The sequence below is a fragment of the Reichenbachiella sp. 5M10 genome, assembly GCF_002742335.1.
In the GTDB taxonomy this organism is placed as follows: domain Bacteria; phylum Bacteroidota; class Bacteroidia; order Cytophagales; family Cyclobacteriaceae; genus Reichenbachiella.
In genome coordinates, this window is sequence record NZ_MDGR01000007.1 from 1,957,170 (window position 1) to 1,976,971 (window position 19,802).

Sequence of the window (19,802 nt, forward strand, 5' to 3'; positions counted from 1 at the left end):
CATGCTGTTTGGTTAGAAAGCCTACCCTCCAAGAAATTGAAGCAAGCTATTCTTCGCAACACGACTGATTAACCACTGATTGACACGCGTACTTTGCTCGTATACTCTCGGAGAGCCTTGGCAAAGGGCAAATCATTGCTTTCCATGCGTTCGATGATCCAAATAGCTGCCAAGATATGTGTCAGTACTTCGCCATCATCCTTGCCCTCTACTTTGATAGGAAGGGGCAGTTCTTCAAGGAGAGCTTCCTCGGCATCAGTCAGTTGAGCAACGTCATATTGCTCAACCAACTCTTTGATTACAGGGATCTGCACAACTTACTTCAACTTTTCGATGAGTTCTACGACTGCTTCTTCCTTGCTTGTGAAGATCGACTCTTTGAACTCGCCGTTTTCTACGATCGCAAACGATGGTAAGTTAGACACACCTCCTTTGGCACGGGCATTTGGATTGTGCTCAGCATTGATATTCAAAAACGTCACATCACCGAAACGCTCATCCTTAGCCAGTCTTTTAAACTTCGGGTTAAACAATTTGCATGAGCCACACCAGTCCGCATAGTATTTGATGACGACTTTAGAATTTGCGCTGAGTTGTGCATCCAACTCCTGATCTGTTACTTCTATTACTTCCATTGTATGTTTGTTTTAAATGCTTGTCTCTATATTTCATTGCAATTTTACGGCATAGTTGAGAGGAATGGTTTTGATTTGCATCAAATAATTTGATCGCCCAATTGTCAGTATTGATATGAATTTAAAAACATTTGTAAAAGTAGGAAACATCTCCAATCTCAGCGACGCGCGCTATTGTGCGGGCTTTGGTGTCAACATGATTGGTTTCAATCTCGACCCAAGTCAAGACAACCCCGTCGCACTCGACACGGCTAAAGAGATCATGGGCTGGGTAGCCGGTGTAGATCTAGTACTGGAATACGGCGATTTGTCTCTTGCGCAGATTCGCGAAGTGCAGCAAAATATCGACACGGGCTTTGTACAGGTCAACTCTATCTCCGTGGCTCAGGAATTGACCTCCGAATCAAAAGTCATATTGAAGGTGCAAATTGACTCAATGGAAGACTTGGCTACTTTCAAATCACAGGCCGATGATCTCCCTGAGGCTCTCGCCTACCTGTTGATCGACTGTCAGAACGAATCCTTGTACTTGGACATAGATCAGGTTGTCTCTGAGCTCGAACTTACGACTCAAACACTCAAAGCCTATGATGTCACTGCAGACAATGTGCTCAGCAAACCGGTATTTTATCACGGGATATCGCTTTCTGGAAGTCATGAAGAAAAGCCTGGTTTCAAAGACTATGACGAACTAGCGGATATTTTGGAAGTCTTAGAAGTCGAGGACTAAACGGATTGACCGTGGCAGGCAAACGAATCAAATATTTCATCGACAAATCAAAGACGGCGCTGACACAGGTTCAGAAGTTGAACGTGTCTTTGCCCTCGTTGCGACGTAAAAGACACCCTGCCACGCATTGTCTCAATTGTCAACTTCAGTTTGATATCGAGACCAACTACTGTCCACGCTGTGGTCAAGAAAACAACCATAACCAGCTGTCTTTTTGGACGATAGCTACAGATTTCTTGCACAACTATTTCTCGTTGGATTCTCAATTTGGCAATAGTATCCATCCATTCCTCTTGCGACCAGGCGCACTGACCAATTACTACACAGAGGGCAAGCGAGCAGCATTCATCAACCCCATTCGCCTCTACCTGATCGTGAGTTTGTTGTTCTTCTTCGTATTTAGTCTGCTGAGTCAAGACTTTGTAGTCAAGACCCAAAATCGCCTCGAGCAAACCAATCAAAATTTGAGAGATTCTGTATCGATGGATATAAACCAAATCTTTATGGTCAAGCTAGACTCGATACACCAGATCAAAGAAGACTCGATCGCTCGTCTACACGAGCAAGATACGGTTAGGGCTTGGACTGGTCGCAGTGCTGAGTCTGAGAATGAATTTCTCACACAAGAAACCGTAAAAACCTACCTGTCTCTTCGTGAGGATCGCAACCTCAGTCCTCATCAAATCATGGACTCCCTCAATACTGAGGTGCTCTCAGAATTGGAGAAAAAAATCGTCTATCAAGTCATCAAAATGGACCAAATGTCAATGGATATGGTCATGAATCGGATCCTACAAAACATTCCTGTCATGATGATGATTTTGTTGCCTTTGTTGGCATTAATCTTCAAGTTGTTTTACCTCAAAAAGGACATTTATTACTTCTCTCATTTAATCCATCTGGTTCATTTGCACAGTTTCACGTATTTCATCTTCGCGATTGGTGCTATTTTAGTGCTCAACCACGAGATGTTGCCGCTCCACTATTCTGTGGTATGGAGATGTTGCTTCTTCTTGGTGACTATTTATGGGATACTGTCATTTAAGAAAGTCTACGGAGAGCATTGGGCTCGTACGGTCTTCAAGTATTTGTCGATTGGTCTGCTGTATTTATTCCTACTTGTCATCGCTGGCGTGATGGAACTTTTCATCACCGTCTTCAATCTTTAAATCCATGGAGTTACAACATGCTTTTGTCGAACGAATCAGCAAAACCAAAGCTTTGGAAATAGCCGATCATGTCATGGAGCATCCAAGACATCTCCCGACTTTGGTCCAATACTTCATGGGAGACGACTACCGCTCCTGTCAGAATGCCGCATGGGTGCTGTCCACCATCGGCGAGAAACAACCCTTACTCCTAGAGCACTATGTGGGAGCATTCATTGATCATCTGGACAGCACTCCTATCGATGGAGTCAAGAGAAACATCCTTCGACTTCTTGAGTACCAAGAGATTCCCGAAAGTCACCAAGGCAAATTGGTGGAGTACTGTTTTCAATATTTGACAGATCAAAAAGAGGCCATCGCTGTACAGGCCTTTTCGATGAGTGTCTTGGCAAACCTGTGCCAGCTCTACCCTGATCTCAAGCACGAATTGCGATTGATCATCGAGGATTTGATGCAGTTCGGATCAGCAGCCATCCGTGCTCGAGGAAGGCGGGTACTGAAGCAAATTGAAAAATAGTGATTTGTACCGAACAATATTCGGTGTAAATGACTCATATAGATTTTTATTGCTAGTTTTAAGCCTACACCTATCCTATATATTTTAAAAATGGCGATCCTAAATCAAGAGAGATCAGAACTTGTCAATGAAATAAGTAAGCTCAAAAATGAGCTCAAAGAGTTGCGCAACAAGTATGACCTTTTGCTTGATTCCTCAGCCAGTTACTTCTTCATCTTCGAGTCAGACCAAATCATTGAGTTTAGCCCAAAAGCAGAAGAGAAATTTGTTTTCCCCAGTGACTTTGAGGACAAAACCGTTGAGGAGATTCTTCCCATATTCCAAGTAGATGGCGAACAGAGCAAAAAGAACTGGAACTACCAGAGCAAGAAAGCAAGCTTTGGAAAAAGTGACCCCTTCGAGTTTGAGTTTGTAGACAGAAATGGCAAGTCTTTTCCATCCATATGCACAATCAGTAAAATAAAAGATGAGCGATTTCTTGCACATCTTGACTTGATCGAAGAGGCCCAAAACAATGCCAGTACAGCCAACTCAATTGCTGACAATGCCCCTGTATTCATTCGGATCACCAACGAATCTGGGGATGTGACCTACTTCAACAAAGGCTGGCACGATCTCATCGGTCCCGAAGAGGAAAAATATGCCAACTGGATAGAAATGATACACCCAGAGGACCAGTCCCAATACCTGAGTGCTCTTGAGTTTGCGATGAGCAAAAAGAAAAAGTTCGAGTATTCGTTTCGGTTCTTGAATAATCAAGGGCACTATCATTGGTTGTTGGATACAGGCGTCCCTCGCTATTCAAAAAACAATCAATTTTTAGGCTATGTATATGCTGCAGTAGACACCACCGAGCGCAAAAACCTTGAGTTAGAAACAACTCGCGATGCTGCGATTGCCTCGGCAGAGTCCAAAATACAGGAGTCACTGGACACCTCTGAAGTAGTTGCGCTCACGACGGACACAGAGGGCACCATTCGGTTTTGCAACAAAAAGTTGTTGAACTATCTAGGTATGCAAATGGATGTCGTAGTTGGCAAAAATCTTTTCGAAATATTCGTCCCAGACGCAATATCTAAAATCAATCAAAAGAAGTACAAACAACTCGGACAGGACGGGAGTCATACCAGTCATATTCAAGGAAAATTCTACAAAAGCAACCAAGAGGAAGTACAGGTTCGCTTCAATGTCATCTGTCTAAAGGACGCTCTCAATGAAATATCGGGTATCAATCTCATCGGAGAAAATATAACCGAACGTCAACGTGTCAAAAAACAACTTGAGCGGACCAATGACCAACTCACAGAACTATTTGACAATAGCTACGATTTGATCCAGATCTTTGATCAAGATGGAGCTTTTCAGTTCGTCAACAAGGCTTGGCAAGAAAAACTCGGCTACCATCAACTCACTAGTCAGCTGCGGTTCAAAGACATCGTAAGTCCTGATGAATGGGACAAAACAGTCGAAAACTTAGACAAAATAATCAAAGGTGAAACTGTAGAGCGCTTTGAATCTGTATTTTTATCCGATCAAGGCAAGAAAATATTCGTATCAGGTCGAGTCAACTGTTCTTTTGATTTGAATGGTGTCGCACAGTTTAGAGGGATTTTTTACGACATCACCGAGAGAGTACGTACAGAAAAAGCCCAATCACTATACTCCAAAATAGCCGCATACAACATCGAAGGCATGCAGCTCAATCAGCTCTATGAGAACCTCTACCATGAGCTCAATAATATTCTAGTCGTACAGAACTTGTCCATTGTCATCGAATCGGGAGATCAAAAATCTATCCCCTATTTTCGAACGACACTTACAGATACGCAAGAGGTACAGGATCAACAATGGGTCAACGAAATACTAGGGCAATATATCATGGAGGACACCCAAGCCAAGATGCTCTATGAGGAAGATATCGAGACCCACCTGCAAGAAAAAGCAATCACTTTTGAAGGGTTATCCCCCAAAATATGGCTTGGGGTACCGATCACAGTGAGCAATCAAAATATAGGACTTCTCACGATTCACTCCTATGAAGACCGTTCGGACTACAGCTACAAAGACCTTGAGTTGCTCTTTTTTGTGTCTAGTCAGATTTCCCTAGCCATAGAAAGGAAACTAAATGAAGAGAAGATCACAGATCAAGATGCCCGTCTGCGAGCAATATTCCAAAGCAGTAGTCACCACATCTGGTCTGTGGATCATCAGTATCATTTGACCTCTTTCAACGACAATTTTGCCAATAACCTGCGCCAAAATTTTGACATCCCTATTGAGATCGGAAAACCCGTACCGATGGACACGAATGATTTGGAAGTCTTTTGGTTGGAAAAATACAAAGAAGCCTTCCAAGGTCAAGCAGTGAACTTCCAAAGCCAAAATATAAGGAAAGACAAGCAGTCCAATTGGATGGAGGTATTCATTAACCCTATCATCAAAGGGAATGGTGATATCGAAGAAGTCTCAGTCATCTCCAACGATATCACTGAGAAGAAAAGCTCTGAGATAGCGCTGGCCGAAAGTGAATCCAAATTTAGGGAGATATTCGAATCGATTCAAGACATTTACTTCCGCTGTGCTCTCAACGGTAAAATCAATATGATTAGCCCATCCATCAGTGGACTGAACTTGAGTGAATCGGACGTGTTGGGCAAATACATTGTAAGCTTTTTTGTTGCCGAAAGGAGTACACGTGAAATTCTCGATGAATTGCACGCCAAAAAGACCATTCAAAACTTGGAAGCAAAGTATTTGGGGCCCGATGGTGCTGACATAGACTTTATTTGTAACATTCGCCTTCTCTATAGAGATGGTGAGGTGATCGGTATAGAGGGAGTCGCTAGGGACATTTCAGAAATCAAACGTACAAACGTCGAATTGCGCTTGGCCAAGGAATTGGCAGAAAATTCACTGGCTATCAAAGAGCGTTTCTTGGCCAATATGAGCCATGAAATACGTACGCCCATGAATGGCATCATTGGTATGATTGACCTCATGGGTAGTACAGAATTGGACAGTGAACAGTTTGATTACGTCAAAACGATCAAGAAATCGTCAGAGACACTCATGGTCATTCTCAACGATATCTTGGATCTCTCCAAAATCGAAGCTGGGAAAATGGAACTGCGAGAAAAACCAGTTCGGCTCATTTCTACTTTTGAGAAACTATACGACCTCTTCTCACAGCAAGCACAACTCAATAACTCTTGCATCTACTACCACCTCACAGATCAAACCCCCGAGTTGGTGATGATCGACGAGACACGTTTGTTGCAAATCCTATCCAACCTGACAAGCAACGCCATCAAGTTTTCGGAATCCAAAGGCACCATCAATATCAGCCTCGTTCTCAAGCATAGCACCGACAAGAAACACCTGTTCAAAGTGCAAGTCAAGGATGAAGGTATTGGCATCAAGCCTGAGGAAATCAGCAAGCTATTTGTCAACTTCAACCAGTTGGACAACTCAAGTACCAAGTCATATGGTGGTACTGGCTTGGGCTTAGCCATTTCTAAAGAACTGGTCAAATCCATGGGGGGAGAAATCGGTGTAGCTTCTACTCCTGGATTAGGTAGTACGTTTTGGTTTACCTTCGAAGCAGGTGCAATCCAAGAGCAGTCGGAAAAACGCATTCAAGAACCAGAACCTGAGGATAAGATCAACATCCCAAAGGAGTTTGCACTGAAAACGCCCCAAATACTTGTCGTGGACGACAACAAGGTAAATCGTACTGTGGCGAGTCAAATACTCATCAAGTCGGGATGTAATGTAGATACAGCCGAAAGTGGTCAAATAGCCATTGACATGGTAACAACCCGAACCTATGATTTGATATTCATGGATATTCAGATGCCAGATATGGACGGTGTGCAAACCACCCAAAACCTAAAGGCTATGAATCTACCTGACCTCCCTCCGATCGTTGCAATGACAGCCTATTCGATGGAAGATGATGAAAAGAAATTTATCTCCGCAGGACTCGATGACTATGTGGCCAAACCGATCAAAGCGCAAATCGTCATCAACAAAGTAAAGGATCATGTCAATTTTGAACCCAAAGTGATCAAACAGGTCTTGGAAGACACGGAAAACAAAGGGCTCATTATCAACCAAAACACACTCAACCAGCTTTCCAAATACGGAGGAAAAGAATTGCTCAACTCGGTCCTACTTGATTTTGAAGATGAAGCCAAAGAAATCATAGATAACTGTCTGTCCAACTATCACCAACAAGATATAGAAGGTATCCGCAGAGAGCTCCATACGCTCAAAGGAAGTGCAGGGACACTTGGAATAGAAATACTCGAAAGCCGCGTCATCCAACTCGAGACACAGCTCAAAACAAAAGACACAACTCAACTCAAAGAGCAGCTCGACAGCATATTAGAATCCTACATTGAGTTCAAGGAAAATTACAAGAAACTACTGCAAAACTGACAGATTGTTTATAAATTGAATTTTTGTTTTCAATACCCTTTTTGGGAGAGAAGTCCATCTAACCAAGCGATGTGAAAAGAGTGGTTAAATTAGTTTAAGATGAAGAAAATAATAATTGCGGAAGACAGCTCCGTTATTCAAAACCTTACCAAAAAAATACTACAGATACAGAATTTCAGTATCATAGCTGTAAAAAATGGCCAAGAAGTATTGGACGTCTTGAACAAAGAAGATTTTGACTTGATTTTGATGGATATCAACATGCCCAAAATGGACGGCATGGAATGTGCCAAACAAATTAGAAACTTAACAGACCCCATCAAGTCAAAAATACCAATCCTAGCAATCACAGGCAATGCCAAGAACTACTCCATCAATGATTTTAAGGAGGTAGGTATCAATGAATACATCCCCAAACCGCTTAATTTTGACTTGTTGGTAGACAAAGTAAAATTATATACGGAGCAAGATGATTAAATACTCAAAACATTTTCTGAACAAACTAGAAGACCTCTTCTCTGAGTCAGATTATATTTTGCGTTACGAAAAAGGAAACTTCCAGTCAGGCTACTGTGTCCTCAATGAAGCCAAGGTTATCATCGTCAATAAGTTTTATTCTTTGGACGGCAAGATCAATTGTCTCATGGAGATCCTCAAAGAAGTAACATTATCCAAAGAAGGGTTAAGTGACAAAAACAAGAGCTTTCTGCACGAATTGACTCATAAGCAACTCGAAATTTGAAAATTACATTTCTTGGTACCGGTACTTCACAAGGCATTCCGGTCATTGCCTGCGAATGCGAAGTTTGTAGTAGTGTTGACTTCAAAAATCAAAGGTTAAGATCGTCGGTTTTGATCGAACAAGACCACACGTGCATCGTTGTAGATACGGGACCAGACTTTCGTCAACAGATGCTCATCAATCGAGTCAAAAAATTGGATGCTGTGGTCTTTACTCACGAGCACAAGGATCATGTCGCTGGTTTGGATGACATTCGTAGTTTCAATTTCAAACAAAAGAAGGACATGCCGATCTATGCACGCCCGAGCGTCATTGATCGACTCAAAGAAGAATTTTCCTATGCCTTTGCAGAGGTCAAGTATCCTGGTGTACCGACATTAGAAGTACATGAGATTGACAACTCTCCCTTTCCTATTGGTCAGGTCTTAATCGAGCCTGTGGAGGTGATGCACTATCAATTGCCCGTTTATGGATTTAAAGTGGGTTCCTTTGCCTACATCACAGATGCCAAGACCATATCTTCTGCAGAAAAGGAAAAACTGAAAGGCCTGGATGTCTTAGTGCTCAATGCGTTACAGATCAAAGAACACATCTCACATTTGACGCTCAGCGAAGCTTTAGATATTGTCGAAGAACTTCAACCTAAAAAAGCCTATTTCACCCACATAAGCCACTACCTCGGACTACATCAAGAGGTAGAACAAAGCCTGCCCGACCATGTATCTTTGGCCTATGATGGATTGACCATTACTTGCTGATGCAGTTCAATTATTACTTCCTCAGACATCTCAGTCAGGAGATCGCAGAGTGTATCACTGGCATGAAATTGACAGCATGCTTTAGTCAAAACAAAGATGAATTGATTTTCTTGTTTGAGTCTGATGAGAAAATCTTCCACCTCAAGGCTAATTTGGATGGTCAAGCCTCACTCCTCTCCTTTCCACAGCATTTTGCTCGGGCGAAGCGAAACTCAGTAGACCTATTTGATGCGGCCATCCAGCAACGCGTTGCAGGGGTAAGGCAATACATCAATGAACGTTGCTTCTCAATCATCCTGGAAGACTGTATCTTGCTATTCAAGTTGCATGGGCGCCGGGGCAATATCCTTTTGTATCAGAAAAAACGGTTTGTCTCGATGTTTAAGAAAGAGTTGATCCAAGATGCCAAGTTACAGTTGGATTCGCTGGATAGACCTATAGATCATAGTATTGAATCATGGACACGTGAGAACTACAACTTGCGCATATTATTTCCGACATTCGACAAGACGATACTCAGATACTTGACAGAACTCAGTTTCGAGGAAGCCTCACCGACCAAAAAAAACGACATAATCAGTCATGTTTTAGCGTTATTGGATCAACGCGAATTCTACCTCTATGAACCTAATCAAGAGATTCCGAAGTTAAGTTTGATTCCAATAGAAGGAAAAGAGCAAAGGAGTACTTTTGCATCGGCAATCGAGATCAGCAACCGCTATGCGCAAGCCTTCTTTACCAATTACCAGTTTTCCAAAGAAAAACAAAGCCTACTCAAACAACTGGAAAAAGAGAAAGCCAAAGCCCACAACTACATTACCAACACACAAAATAAAATTCACGAAATTCAGCACAGTCGCAAGTACGATGAGTTAGCCAACATCCTAATGGCCAACCTACATGTGCCTATCACTCGCGAACAAAATAGTATTCGGTTGTTCGACTTCTATACCAACGAAGAGATTGAAATCAAAATCAAACCCAAAACAACACTTCAACAGAGTGCAGAGGGCTATTACCGAAAGGCTAAAAACCAAGGGATAGAATTAGATACTGCGAAAAAAAACCTAGGGAAGAAAACAAAACAACTCAAGTCTCTCAATGAACAAATTGATCAGATCAATGAAATGGACGATTTGCGAGCATTGAGGACCTGGAACAAGTCACAAAGTAAGGATTCCCAATCAAGGGCAGCACAATTGCCCTTTCTACACTTCGTAATTGATGGATATGAAGTGCTCCTAGGCAAAAATGCCAAAAACAACGATCTCCTCACTCAGAAGTATGCAAGGAAAAACGATCTATGGCTTCATGCCAAAGATGTCTCAGGCTCACATGTAGTGATCCGCAACCTCAACCACCTTCCCTTTCCCAAGCACGTCATTGAGCAAGCAGCGACTCTGGCAGCTTGGTACTCCAAACGAAAAAATGACACACTCTGTCCAGTCATCTATACCCTCAAAAAATATGTACGAAAACCAAAGGGGAGTCTGCCAGGTCAGGTCCTCGTAGACCGTGAAGAGGTTGTAATGGTGAAACCTACTCGACAAATCAATGATTAGCACTTGCCGGAGTTGACAATGTGTCAGAATTTTCATACTTTCTCTATCAAGGCGTGAAAATCGAACGAAACTAAACAACTATTCTATGAACATACTACCGACAATGGGCAAGTTTCTCTTTGCCATCCCGATGATGATTTTTGGTATATTCCATTTTATGAGTGCTGACGGCATGTCAGGCATGGTCCCCTCATATTTGCCTGGTGGCATATTCTGGGTTTATTTGACCGGAGTAGCTTTGATTGCTGCAGCATTAGGTATTATCATTGGCAAAAAAGCCAAAACAGCAAGTCAATTGCTTGGATTGATGCTCATCCTATTTGCTGTGATGATCCACCTGCCCAGCGTGATGGGAGGCAGTGATTCATCCATGCCTAGCCTGCTCAAAGACATCGCTCTAGGTGGCGCTGCTTGGTTTATCGCAGGCCATGTCCGAGACTAAGTAACAAGCAGGAAAAAAAGAAGTACATATTTCAATGAATATGCAGATGTCTTGGCTTGTCGTTAGGTTCTACTGACGACAAGCGCATCGATTTCAGAACCTACCATTCGTGATTTGGCTTGCACATACTCAAAGTGATGGGTACCATTCTTTAGCTTATTGACAAAAGCCATGTCTATTCCATCACCCGCAGTCTTTGCTCCTTTGTCCAGCATATTGGCGAGCCCCATCATCAGACCTCCTGCATAAAAACTCAATGGAGACTTGGTATTTCCTACCAATTTGAGGAAAGCATTGGTCTCGGGGTTGTGCGTGATACTGACTCTAAATTGTCCAGTAGATACAGCTGTCAATTGCCACCTTCCACAACCAAATGCAGTGAATACGTCCAAGCACGCGTACAATTCACTCTCATAGTTTTTGCCTACCGAAGACTCGATGTATTCATGCCAATAGTCTGAATTAATCATCTTGCCAATCGTGAAATAAACGTTTCCTTCTCCCAGCTTTTCCAAAAAGGTCTTGATAGCCTTGAGTCCGCCAGGGCCAAGTTTTTTGGCCTGCATCAAGAGTTTAATCTCTATCATAGCCATGTAATTGGAAAACTGCTTGACCAGCGTCATATCAAACTGATCAATCAACCCTTTCTTACTATCCAATCCGCTCAGGTTCAGCCCATTGATAGCTTCGACTACACTGGTACCATTGGGCACAAATACATCTTCTTGATCCGCAATTTTTTGTACCTTCCCGATGCCTGGTGATGAATTGATACTCCGTTTGAACCCCCTATATATCTCAAACTTGCAAGAGCCTTGTCCTTTAGAAAGACATAGAATTTGCTTGCCTCTGAAAGTACCTGCTTTCACACCAAATATAGCCTCAATCGCTCCACACAGAAAACCTAGTGTGAAATAACTTACACCTGGCAGCTTGGGATCTCTTACACCAAAGTGCCTTTTCCACGCCATGGCATAATGCTCAGACAATGCTTCGATATAGCCACCTTTGGGCTGGATACTGGTCAAATCAATCCGTCCAAACCCACAGTGCGCATAAAAATCCTCTACACACTTTTTGCGTCGTTCGATTTTAGTGAGTCTATCCTTGCCTTCGAAGTATTTTGAAAATGCGGTAAAAGCAATCTCCTGTGCAGTAGTGACCAATAAGTCATGGACATCCAACTTGCTCCCCAACTCCTCGATACCTTTTTGCAAATAGAGACTGAGGTATTCACTCTGAAAGTTGAACGGTTCGTTGGCGAAATAGTAAACACTTTTGTCTTTATGATAAGTGTCAAACGGTACTTCCATAGGTACAGGGGAGATTTAATCTTTAACTGAATAGCAATTACGCAATTTAATGCGAAATTATGACATTGTACTTAGTATTAAAACAACTGCCTCACACTAACTATTCAATTATTTTCGGGATAAAGCAGGTATAGATCTAGGATGGCCTTGGTTCGAGCAAACAATTCTCTGAGAATGGCCTTTTTATGCTCAAATATCTCGGGAGTTTGGGCCTGATAACACTCTGCTTGTATCCCCAGCTTGTCTGCAATGAAGATACAACGATAAGCATGGTATTGTTGCGTGACCATCACACACTGCGTATAGCCATATACATCTCTCAACCGCTCAATGGACTCAAGTGTGCGGTCTCCATGATCATCCAGCAATATGCTGGACTGGGGCACCCCTTCTTCTATCAGAAACTCCTCCATCATTTGTGCTTCGTTGTAGTATATAGAGTCTCTAGAACCACTCAAAAGAAGCTTTTCCACTTTACCAGATTTGTAGAGCTCTACAGCGGCTTTCATACGGTTGACAAAAAACGGATTGGCATCTCCACCGACCAACTTGCTACTTGTCCCAAAGACCAGAGCTACTTCAGCCCCTATTACTTGTCTAGAGTCTGCATAGACACGATCAGAAGTTTCTCCTATGATCCACACATTGCAAAAGATAAGAAAGCCTAGAATCACTAAAAATCCTCCGAAGAGATAACGAATGAGTTTCATTCAAATTTGGTTTGGTTTTGGTCGAAATACTTTAAATGCATATCGATTTTGGGCACCACTTTCTGATACCACTCTAGCAACAAAGAAAACTTTTCTTCCGAAGAAAGTTGCCATCCTTCTTGCTTTCTTATTGCGTGATTGTAAAATTCTAACACGATAGCTGCACTGACCGAGATATTGAAGCTCTCGGTAAAGCCTGCCATCGGAATGGTAATCAATTGGTCCGCATGTTCTTTGACATAATCACTGATTCCTGTTTCTTCCGCTCCAAATACTACGGCCGTCTTTTTGCTGAGATCGACTGTGCGATAATCTATCGCCTCTCGAGGTGCAGTAGCCAATATTTGATAGCCCTGCTTACGCAAAGCATGAAAGCAATTCTCGATGTTTTGTTCTGCATTTTTGTGGTGATGAACCGTAAGCCATTTGCCTGATCCGCGCAACACATAGGGGTTAAAATCAAACCGGTTGTGCTGTTCGACCACATGTACATCTTGTAACCCAAGACACTCCGCCGTACGCAATACCGCGCTAGCATTATGTGACTTGAAGATATCCTCCAGCACCAAGGTCAGCCCACGCGTACGCTGATTTAGAATTTGATCAAACTTCTCCTTCTTGTGATCAGTCACGTAGGCATCTAGATAACGAAGCAGTTTCTGATCATACGTTTGTTGATCAAAAGAGTCCGAGTTGATCTTTTTCATCCTTGTCATCTTTCTTGTCCGTACCGAGATCAATGGACGAACCTACATCATAGCCATCCCCTGTTTTTTCCTCTTTTTTCACTTCGGCTTTTATGCTTTCCTTGAGTGCATCGAGATCGCCAGTAGAGGGTTCTGCTGCTACCTGTTCGCTGACAATTTCTGTCACTGACAGTATATTTTGTACAGGAAATTTATTCCCTATCGCCTTCCACCCCTTCTTATCGATGATCTCTGACAATTCAAACTCCTTGACGGACTTGCTTCGTTCTCCCTTCTTGCGGTAGCCTATTTCTACTTTTGGGTTGGTCGTAGAGGTCAAGAAAAGCAACTTCGAGTTTTTAGTATCATTGATCAAATTGTAAGTCTTGTCAATACTCGTAGCTTCTATCGCAAACCGCTTGATGTAGGAAATCTTTGACTCACCATCTTGATGAATAGCTGTGACAATCCCATTCGGATCGAACTTTTCGATCTTATAAATATGGTTCTGGTTGTAGTGATTAGAAAGCTCAAATGAGGTCAATTCACAGTTTCCATCTTTGAAAAAAACGATAATTTTATCATCCGCATTGAAGTTACCCAACAACTTGCCGCGCTCGTCCCGATTCAGTCGGCCAATGGTTTCGTCATACCAAATATCTGTCCCAGAGAGTGTTGACTTTCCTTCAGATTTAAGTACAACTTTACGTACAGGGTATTTGGTCAGTGTATTCCCTCCTGCCGCACGTCCTTTGATTTCTATATCCGCGAAATCAAAGTCAAAAACCTTTTTGCGTGCAGAAGAACCTGCCGTCAGGTATACCGTCACTAGCTCAGCTTCTCCATTTGGGTTGGCAGTGAAGTAGTGTACCTTAGATCCCTTGTCGCTTTTGGTCAGGTTATAGATACGGTCTCTGGTGATGGAGGTCACGCTGAAGCGCTTGACCATTGATCGTCCAGACTTACCATCCACATAGGCCATGTTGTAGACCATTCGCTCGTCGTTCTTGTTGAAGACCGCCGCATGGATGATATCCTTGCCTACAAAGACTTTGTCTTGGATTTTGACTACTGAGAAGGTTCCGTTTTTGTGAAATACAATGATGTCATCCAAATCCGAACAGTCCGAAATGAATTCATCCTTCTTCATACCATAGCCTACAAATCCTTCTTTGAAATTAGCATACAACTTGGCATTGTTGGCCGCCACTGTCGTGGCAGTGATCGTTTCGATGGATGAGATTTCTGTCTTACGCTCTCTGCCCTCTCCGTATTTTTTGAGCAGGTTTTCGAAATAAGCCACGGCATAGTCTACCAGATTGGCCAAGTGATGCTCTACTTCCGCCAACTCCTCTTGCAGGCGCTTCATGAGCTCATCAGCCTTGAACTTATCAAATTTAGAGATACGCTTGATTTTGATCTCTGTCAATCGGATGATGTCGTCCTGCGTGATCTCACGGTAAAACTGCTCCTTGAACGGTTCCAGTCCCTGATCGATCGTTTCGAGTACGGCTTCCCACGTTTCGCACTCTTCTATGTCACGATAGATGCGGTTCTCTATAAATATTTTTTCGAGAGACGAAAACAGGATTTTCTCCAGCAATTCTCCTCTCTTGATTTCCAACTCTTGCTTGAGCAACTTGACCGTCTGATCTGTATTGATACGGAGGATCTCATCCACATTGGTGAATATAGGCTTCTCATCGACGATCACGCAGGCATTTGGCGAGATCGATACTTGACAATCCGTGAAAGCATACAGTGCATCCATGGTAATATCTGGAGAGACACCATTGGCCAGCTCTACCAAAATCTCAATATCCTTGGCAGTATTGTCTACTACCTTTTTGATTTTGATTTTCCCTTTGTCGTTGGCTTTGATAATAGACTCTATCACACTGGTGGTGGTGGTACCAAAAGGAATGTCCTTGATGACGAGTGTTTTCTTGTCATACTCTTCGATTTTCGCACGCACCTTTACTTTTCCACCACGTCCCCCTTTGTTGTACTCCTCTATATCGATGACTCCACCCGTCTGAAAATCAGGATAAAGCTTGAAGGGTTTGCCTCTCAGGTGTTTGATAGATGCCTCGATCAACTCGCAGAAATTGTGCGGTAAAATTTTGGTAGATAGACCCACCGCGATCCCTTCTACCCCCTGAGCCAGTAGCAAGGGGAATTTTACAGGAAGTGTCACGGGCTCCTTCTTACGACCATCATAGGAGAGCTGCCAGTCTGTCGTCTGTGGGTTGTACAGGATATCCAGCGCCAGCTTGGAGGGCCGAGCTTCAATATACCTAGATGCTGCCGCACGATCCCCCGTGCGCACATCTCCCCAGTTGCCCTGCATATCGATGAGTAGTTCTTTTTGCCCGAGGTTGACCATGGCGTCACCGATGGACATGTCTCCGTGCGGGTGATACTGCATGGTAGATCCGATGATATTGGCAACCTTGTTGTACCTCCCGTCATCCATCTCCTTCATCGCATGGAGAATTCGTCGCTGCACAGGCTTCAAACCATCATTGATGGCAGGTACCGCGCGCTCTAGGATTACATAAGAGGCATAATCCAAAAACCAGTTTTCGTACAGGCCCGATACGGGCAGCACATTGTGGATTGGCTCGTTAGACTCGTTATTTAATTCTTCGTTTGGTTCTTGTCCGTTTTCTTCCATTTGTTACGCTACTTCCTCTACTAGGTCCTTTTCTACTCTTAATTTTTCGATGATAAAATTCTGTCGATCAGGCGTGTTTTTGCCCATATAAAATTTCAGAAGCTGTTCTACTTTCGTGTCTTTGTTGAGTATGACGGGTTCGAGACGAATGTCCTCTCCGATAAACTCTCCAAACTCCTCCGGTGAGATCTCTCCCAGTCCTTTGAACCGTGTGATCTCTGGCTTGTTACCTAGCTTGGCAATGGCCTTTTGACGCTCTTCATCTGAGTAGCAATAGATCGTTTCTTTCTTGTTTCTCACTCGAAACAATGGCGTCTCAAGAATGAACAAATGACCATTTTTGACCACTTCTGGGAAGAACTGTAAGAAGTAAGTCATCAATAGCAGGCGAATGTGCATCCCATCCACATCGGCATCCGTCGCAATGACGATTTTGCGGTAGCGCAACCCCTCTATCCCGTCCTCAATATTGAGTGCATGTTGGAGTAGGTTGAACTCTTCGTTTTCATACACGACCTTCTTTGTACTCCCAAAGCAGTTAAACGGCTTGCCTCTCAAACTGAAAACCGCCTGCGTCTGTACGTCGCGTGATTTAGTGATGGATCCACTGGCAGAGTCTCCCTCTGTGATGAAAAGCATCGTCCCATTCTTCTTGTCCTCGTCTCCTTTTTTGTCATCAAAATGGAGACGACAGTCTCTTAGTTTTTTGTTGTGTAGATTGGCTTTTTTCGCACGCTCATTGGCGAGTTTTTTGATACCAGCGATGTCTTTGCGCTCACGCTCAGACTGAAGGATACGCTTGAGTAGAGCATCCGCTGTCTCTGGGTTTTTGTGCAAATAGTCGTCGAGACTCTTTCGGAGAAAATCCAATACGAAAGTCCGCATGGTCGCTCCCTCTGGCACCACGGTCAACGAACCTAGCTTGGTCTTGGTCTGAGACTCAAATACGGGCTCCTGTACCCGAACAGCGATCGCTCCGACGATACTGGCTCGGATATCAGCTGCATCATAGTCCTTCTTGTAGAAGTCCCTGACCACTTTGACTACTGCCTCTCTGAATGCTGCGAGGTGTGTTCCTCCCTGCGTCGTGTTTTGCCCATTGACAAATGAATAGTACTCTTCCCCATACTGATTGGAGTGTGTCAGAGCAATTTCTATATCTTCACCTTTGAGGTGTATGATTGGATAGCGTTGGCTTTCGACATCTGTCTTCTTCGCCAAAAGGTCTTTGAGACCGTTTTCGCTATGGTATTTCTGCCCGTTGAAGTTGATCGTCAATCCTGCGTTGAGGAAGGCGTAATTCCATATCAGATTGTCGAGGTATTCTGGAATAAAATGGTAGTTTTTGAATACTGACGCATCTGGCTCGAAGGTTATCTTGGTCCCATTGCGCTGCTCTGACTTTTCTACTGGCGAGTCGAGCGTGATGTTGCCCGCATTGAACTCTGCCATCTTGGTTTCTCCATCACGGAAGGACTGTACGCGAAAATAGGTTGAGAGAGCGTTGACCGCTTTTGTACCCACGCCATTTAGCCCTACCGATTTTTGAAAGGCTGAAGAGTCGTATTTGCCACCCGTATTGATTTTGGAAACACAGTCCACGACCTTACCCAGCGGAATACCACGTCCATAGTCTCTCACCTCTACGCGATGATCACCGACCTTGACCTGGATAGTCTTGCCATATCCCATCATGTGCTCATCGATACAGTTGTCCATGACTTCTTTGACGAGTACATAGATCCCATCGTCATGTGCAGAACCGTCACCCAACTTGCCGATATACATACCAGGACGGAGACGGATGTGTTCTTTCCAATCAAGGGATTTGATACTATCTTCCGTGTATTCAACTTTTTCAGCCATAATATCTTTTTGATCAATCATTGAGATGCCCCAAAACCAAGCATCGTGCGTAATAAACAAACCGTGAATATAGCCGATTTGCTGCGAAAAATGGAAGCCGTAATTCCTCGTTTAAACCTGTAAACGAGCTAACTCATTGGATGACTTATTGAATCACAGCATTATAACCCACTGACTAACAACAGGTTTTTATTTCTTCGTAAATTGTAAATAGATAAACCAAAAAATCCAAAGGACAATAAAAAGAGGACCTAGTACGACCAAAGCGGTGTAATCGGTGATATCAAATTTCTCCTTGCTATGATACAAGCCTATGAAGATGATGGATAGGATATAGAACACGTTGATCATGAGAGATAGACCGTTCCACCAGTGGTAGTTACTCTCCACACGTGTCATGTGTTGAAAATCAATCAAGTCATGATTGACTTGACTACTCACCAGTCTACGGTAGATGAAAATCATCCCATTGGTGAGGGCAAACAATCCAATACACACATAGAAAAAATTACTCTTGGACAAGCTCTCCTTCACCAACCCATCCTCATCAAAATACACCCCGACGCTCTCCGGCATCAATGCATAATAGTATAACAATACCGCTAGAAACAATGGAACTGAAATGAGGTAACAGAATTTAATTGCTTTGACCATATTGGATTTGATTTGAGACCGCTAAAGTAACGAAAGTCTATTCATTATAAAACTCAAACCGCCTGTGCTTCACTACTCCCAAATACTTTTTGGATGATCGCACTCACATAGTCCATGGGATTGGCTCGGATCTTTTTTTCTTCCTCCCCTATCAGGTAAAAAATCCCGTCCACAGCATGCTCTGTGGCATAGCCTTCTATAGATTCAGGAATATCTTGTTGGATATAATCCTTCACCGCAATCGTCTGACTTGTCAATACAAGATCGACTTCATATTCATAATTCAAAAACCCATGAATGCTTTCATACAGTTCCAAGGCTTGGGTCTGCCCCAATGCTGTCGTAAGGTCTGGCTGAAACGCCTCAACCAGCTGCTCCCTCGTACGTTCAAGAAAATAATCCGTAGCAGCCGTCTCGCCTCCCTGCAAAATACCCAGCGCATCGGCAATACTCATCTCGGTGAGAGCAGACATAAAAATAGGCGAAGCTTTTGTAGCAGCCGATTCTGCTCCACGATTCATCGCTGTGACCAACTCCTCGAAGGGATCCTGATCGATATTGGCATTGGCGGCTACATAGACTTCCATGATCGTACTGTACTTTACATTCACCCCGAGCACAGAAGCAGAGCCATGCTGTACTAAGTCTTGCAGTTCAGCGACCTCTTCGGGTAACAAGATCTTGATGATTTCATTTTTGAGATAGCCATCCACAGATGAAGCCGAGACCGTAGATGAATCTACTCCTTGCTGCAAAGCCGTCTTGAGACCTTCCGCAATTTCCTGTTCTGTGAGTCCGGTATCAAAGAATTTCTCCGCTTCTTCGCAACTCATCATGGCTGCTGCCCAAATCAATAGGCATAGCACTTGTATTTTTCTCATAAATGTAAGATTCTGCTTGT

At 43.2% G+C, this 19,802-nt stretch carries 18 protein-coding genes; 9 read left to right on the top strand and 9 right to left on the bottom strand.

Annotated features, from left to right (window positions below; all coding sequences use genetic code 11):
• Positions 1–68: 68 nt before the first annotated feature.
• Together BFP72_RS07845 and BFP72_RS07850 are read right to left on the bottom strand one after the other, a co-directional pair.
• Positions 69–314: a hypothetical protein gene (locus BFP72_RS07845; RefSeq protein ID WP_099598609.1), complete on the bottom strand. Its 246-nt coding sequence runs from the start codon at positions 312–314 to the stop codon at positions 69–71.
• A gap of 3 nt (positions 315–317) precedes the next feature.
• Positions 318–635 carry a co-chaperone YbbN gene (locus tag BFP72_RS07850; protein WP_099598610.1) on the bottom strand — a complete coding sequence of 106 codons (318 nt, stop codon included), beginning with the start codon at positions 633–635 and terminating at the stop codon, positions 318–320.
• A gap of 115 nt (positions 636–750) precedes the next feature.
• Between BFP72_RS07850 and BFP72_RS07855 the strand changes: the two genes are divergently transcribed.
• From BFP72_RS07855 to BFP72_RS07895, 9 genes are all read left to right on the top strand, one after another.
• Complete coding sequence (locus BFP72_RS07855; protein ID WP_099598611.1) at positions 751–1,365, top strand: hypothetical protein; 615 nt, start codon at positions 751–753, stop codon at positions 1,363–1,365.
• Positions 1,366–1,376: 11 nt separating this feature from the next.
• Positions 1,377–2,534 carry a DUF3667 domain-containing protein gene (locus tag BFP72_RS07860; protein WP_158233336.1) on the top strand — a complete coding sequence of 386 codons (1,158 nt, stop codon included), beginning with the start codon at positions 1,377–1,379 and terminating at the stop codon, positions 2,532–2,534.
• Positions 2,535–2,538: 4 nt separating this feature from the next.
• The gene (locus tag BFP72_RS07865; RefSeq protein ID WP_099598613.1) at positions 2,539–3,051 is read left to right on the top strand and encodes a hypothetical protein; all 513 of its coding nucleotides are present in this window, start codon (positions 2,539–2,541) and stop codon (positions 3,049–3,051) included.
• Positions 3,052–3,141: 90 nt separating this feature from the next.
• Positions 3,142–7,491, top strand: a complete 4,350-nt coding sequence (locus BFP72_RS07870; RefSeq protein WP_099598614.1) for a PAS domain S-box protein — start codon at positions 3,142–3,144, stop codon at positions 7,489–7,491.
• Between the two features lie 99 nt (positions 7,492–7,590).
• The gene (locus BFP72_RS07875) at positions 7,591–7,968 is read left to right on the top strand and encodes a response regulator (protein ID WP_099598615.1); all 378 of its coding nucleotides are present in this window, start codon (positions 7,591–7,593) and stop codon (positions 7,966–7,968) included.
• On the top strand, positions 7,961–8,233 hold the full coding sequence (locus BFP72_RS07880; protein ID WP_099598616.1) for a hypothetical protein: 273 nt from the start codon (positions 7,961–7,963) through the stop codon (positions 8,231–8,233). Before BFP72_RS07875 ends, BFP72_RS07880 begins: the two co-directional genes overlap by 8 nt.
• Entirely contained in the window at positions 8,230–8,991 is a 762-nt protein-coding gene (locus BFP72_RS07885; protein ID WP_099598617.1) for an MBL fold metallo-hydrolase, read from the top strand. The genes BFP72_RS07880 and BFP72_RS07885 overlap by 4 nt, the downstream gene beginning before the upstream one ends.
• On the top strand, positions 8,991–10,553 hold the full coding sequence (locus BFP72_RS07890) for an NFACT RNA binding domain-containing protein (RefSeq protein ID WP_099598618.1): 1,563 nt from the start codon (positions 8,991–8,993) through the stop codon (positions 10,551–10,553). Before BFP72_RS07885 ends, BFP72_RS07890 begins: the two co-directional genes overlap by 1 nt.
• Before the next feature lie 85 nt (positions 10,554–10,638).
• Entirely contained in the window at positions 10,639–10,995 is a 357-nt protein-coding gene (locus BFP72_RS07895) for a DoxX family protein (protein WP_099598619.1), read from the top strand.
• A 62-nt stretch (positions 10,996–11,057) separates the two neighbouring features.
• Here BFP72_RS07895 and BFP72_RS07900 read toward each other — a convergent pair whose 3' ends face one another.
• From BFP72_RS07900 to BFP72_RS07930, 7 genes are all read right to left on the bottom strand, one after another.
• A complete protein-coding gene (locus BFP72_RS07900) occupies positions 11,058–12,308 on the bottom strand; it encodes a hypothetical protein (protein ID WP_099598620.1) in 1,251 nt (416 codons plus the stop codon).
• Between the two features lie 104 nt (positions 12,309–12,412).
• Positions 12,413–13,018, bottom strand: coding sequence for a vancomycin high temperature exclusion protein (locus BFP72_RS07905; RefSeq protein ID WP_099598621.1), 606 nt, complete (start codon positions 13,016–13,018; stop codon positions 12,413–12,415).
• Complete coding sequence (locus BFP72_RS07910) at positions 13,015–13,725, bottom strand: RNA methyltransferase (protein WP_158233337.1); 711 nt, start codon at positions 13,723–13,725, stop codon at positions 13,015–13,017. The genes BFP72_RS07905 and BFP72_RS07910 overlap by 4 nt, the downstream gene beginning before the upstream one ends.
• Positions 13,697–16,381, bottom strand: a complete 2,685-nt coding sequence (locus BFP72_RS07915; RefSeq protein WP_099598623.1) for a DNA gyrase/topoisomerase IV subunit A — start codon at positions 16,379–16,381, stop codon at positions 13,697–13,699. Before BFP72_RS07915 ends, BFP72_RS07910 begins: the two co-directional genes overlap by 29 nt.
• 3 nt (positions 16,382–16,384) lie before the next feature.
• On the bottom strand, positions 16,385–18,247 hold the full coding sequence (locus tag BFP72_RS07920) for a DNA topoisomerase IV subunit B (RefSeq protein WP_099600723.1): 1,863 nt from the start codon (positions 18,245–18,247) through the stop codon (positions 16,385–16,387).
• Between the two features lie 189 nt (positions 18,248–18,436).
• Positions 18,437–18,823, bottom strand: coding sequence for a hypothetical protein (locus BFP72_RS07925; RefSeq protein ID WP_099598624.1), 387 nt, complete (start codon positions 18,821–18,823; stop codon positions 18,437–18,439).
• 131 nt (positions 18,824–18,954) lie between these two features.
• Positions 18,955–19,782 carry a DUF4197 domain-containing protein gene (locus tag BFP72_RS07930; RefSeq protein ID WP_099598625.1) on the bottom strand — a complete coding sequence of 276 codons (828 nt, stop codon included), beginning with the start codon at positions 19,780–19,782 and terminating at the stop codon, positions 18,955–18,957.
• Positions 19,783–19,802: the final 20 nt, after the last annotated feature.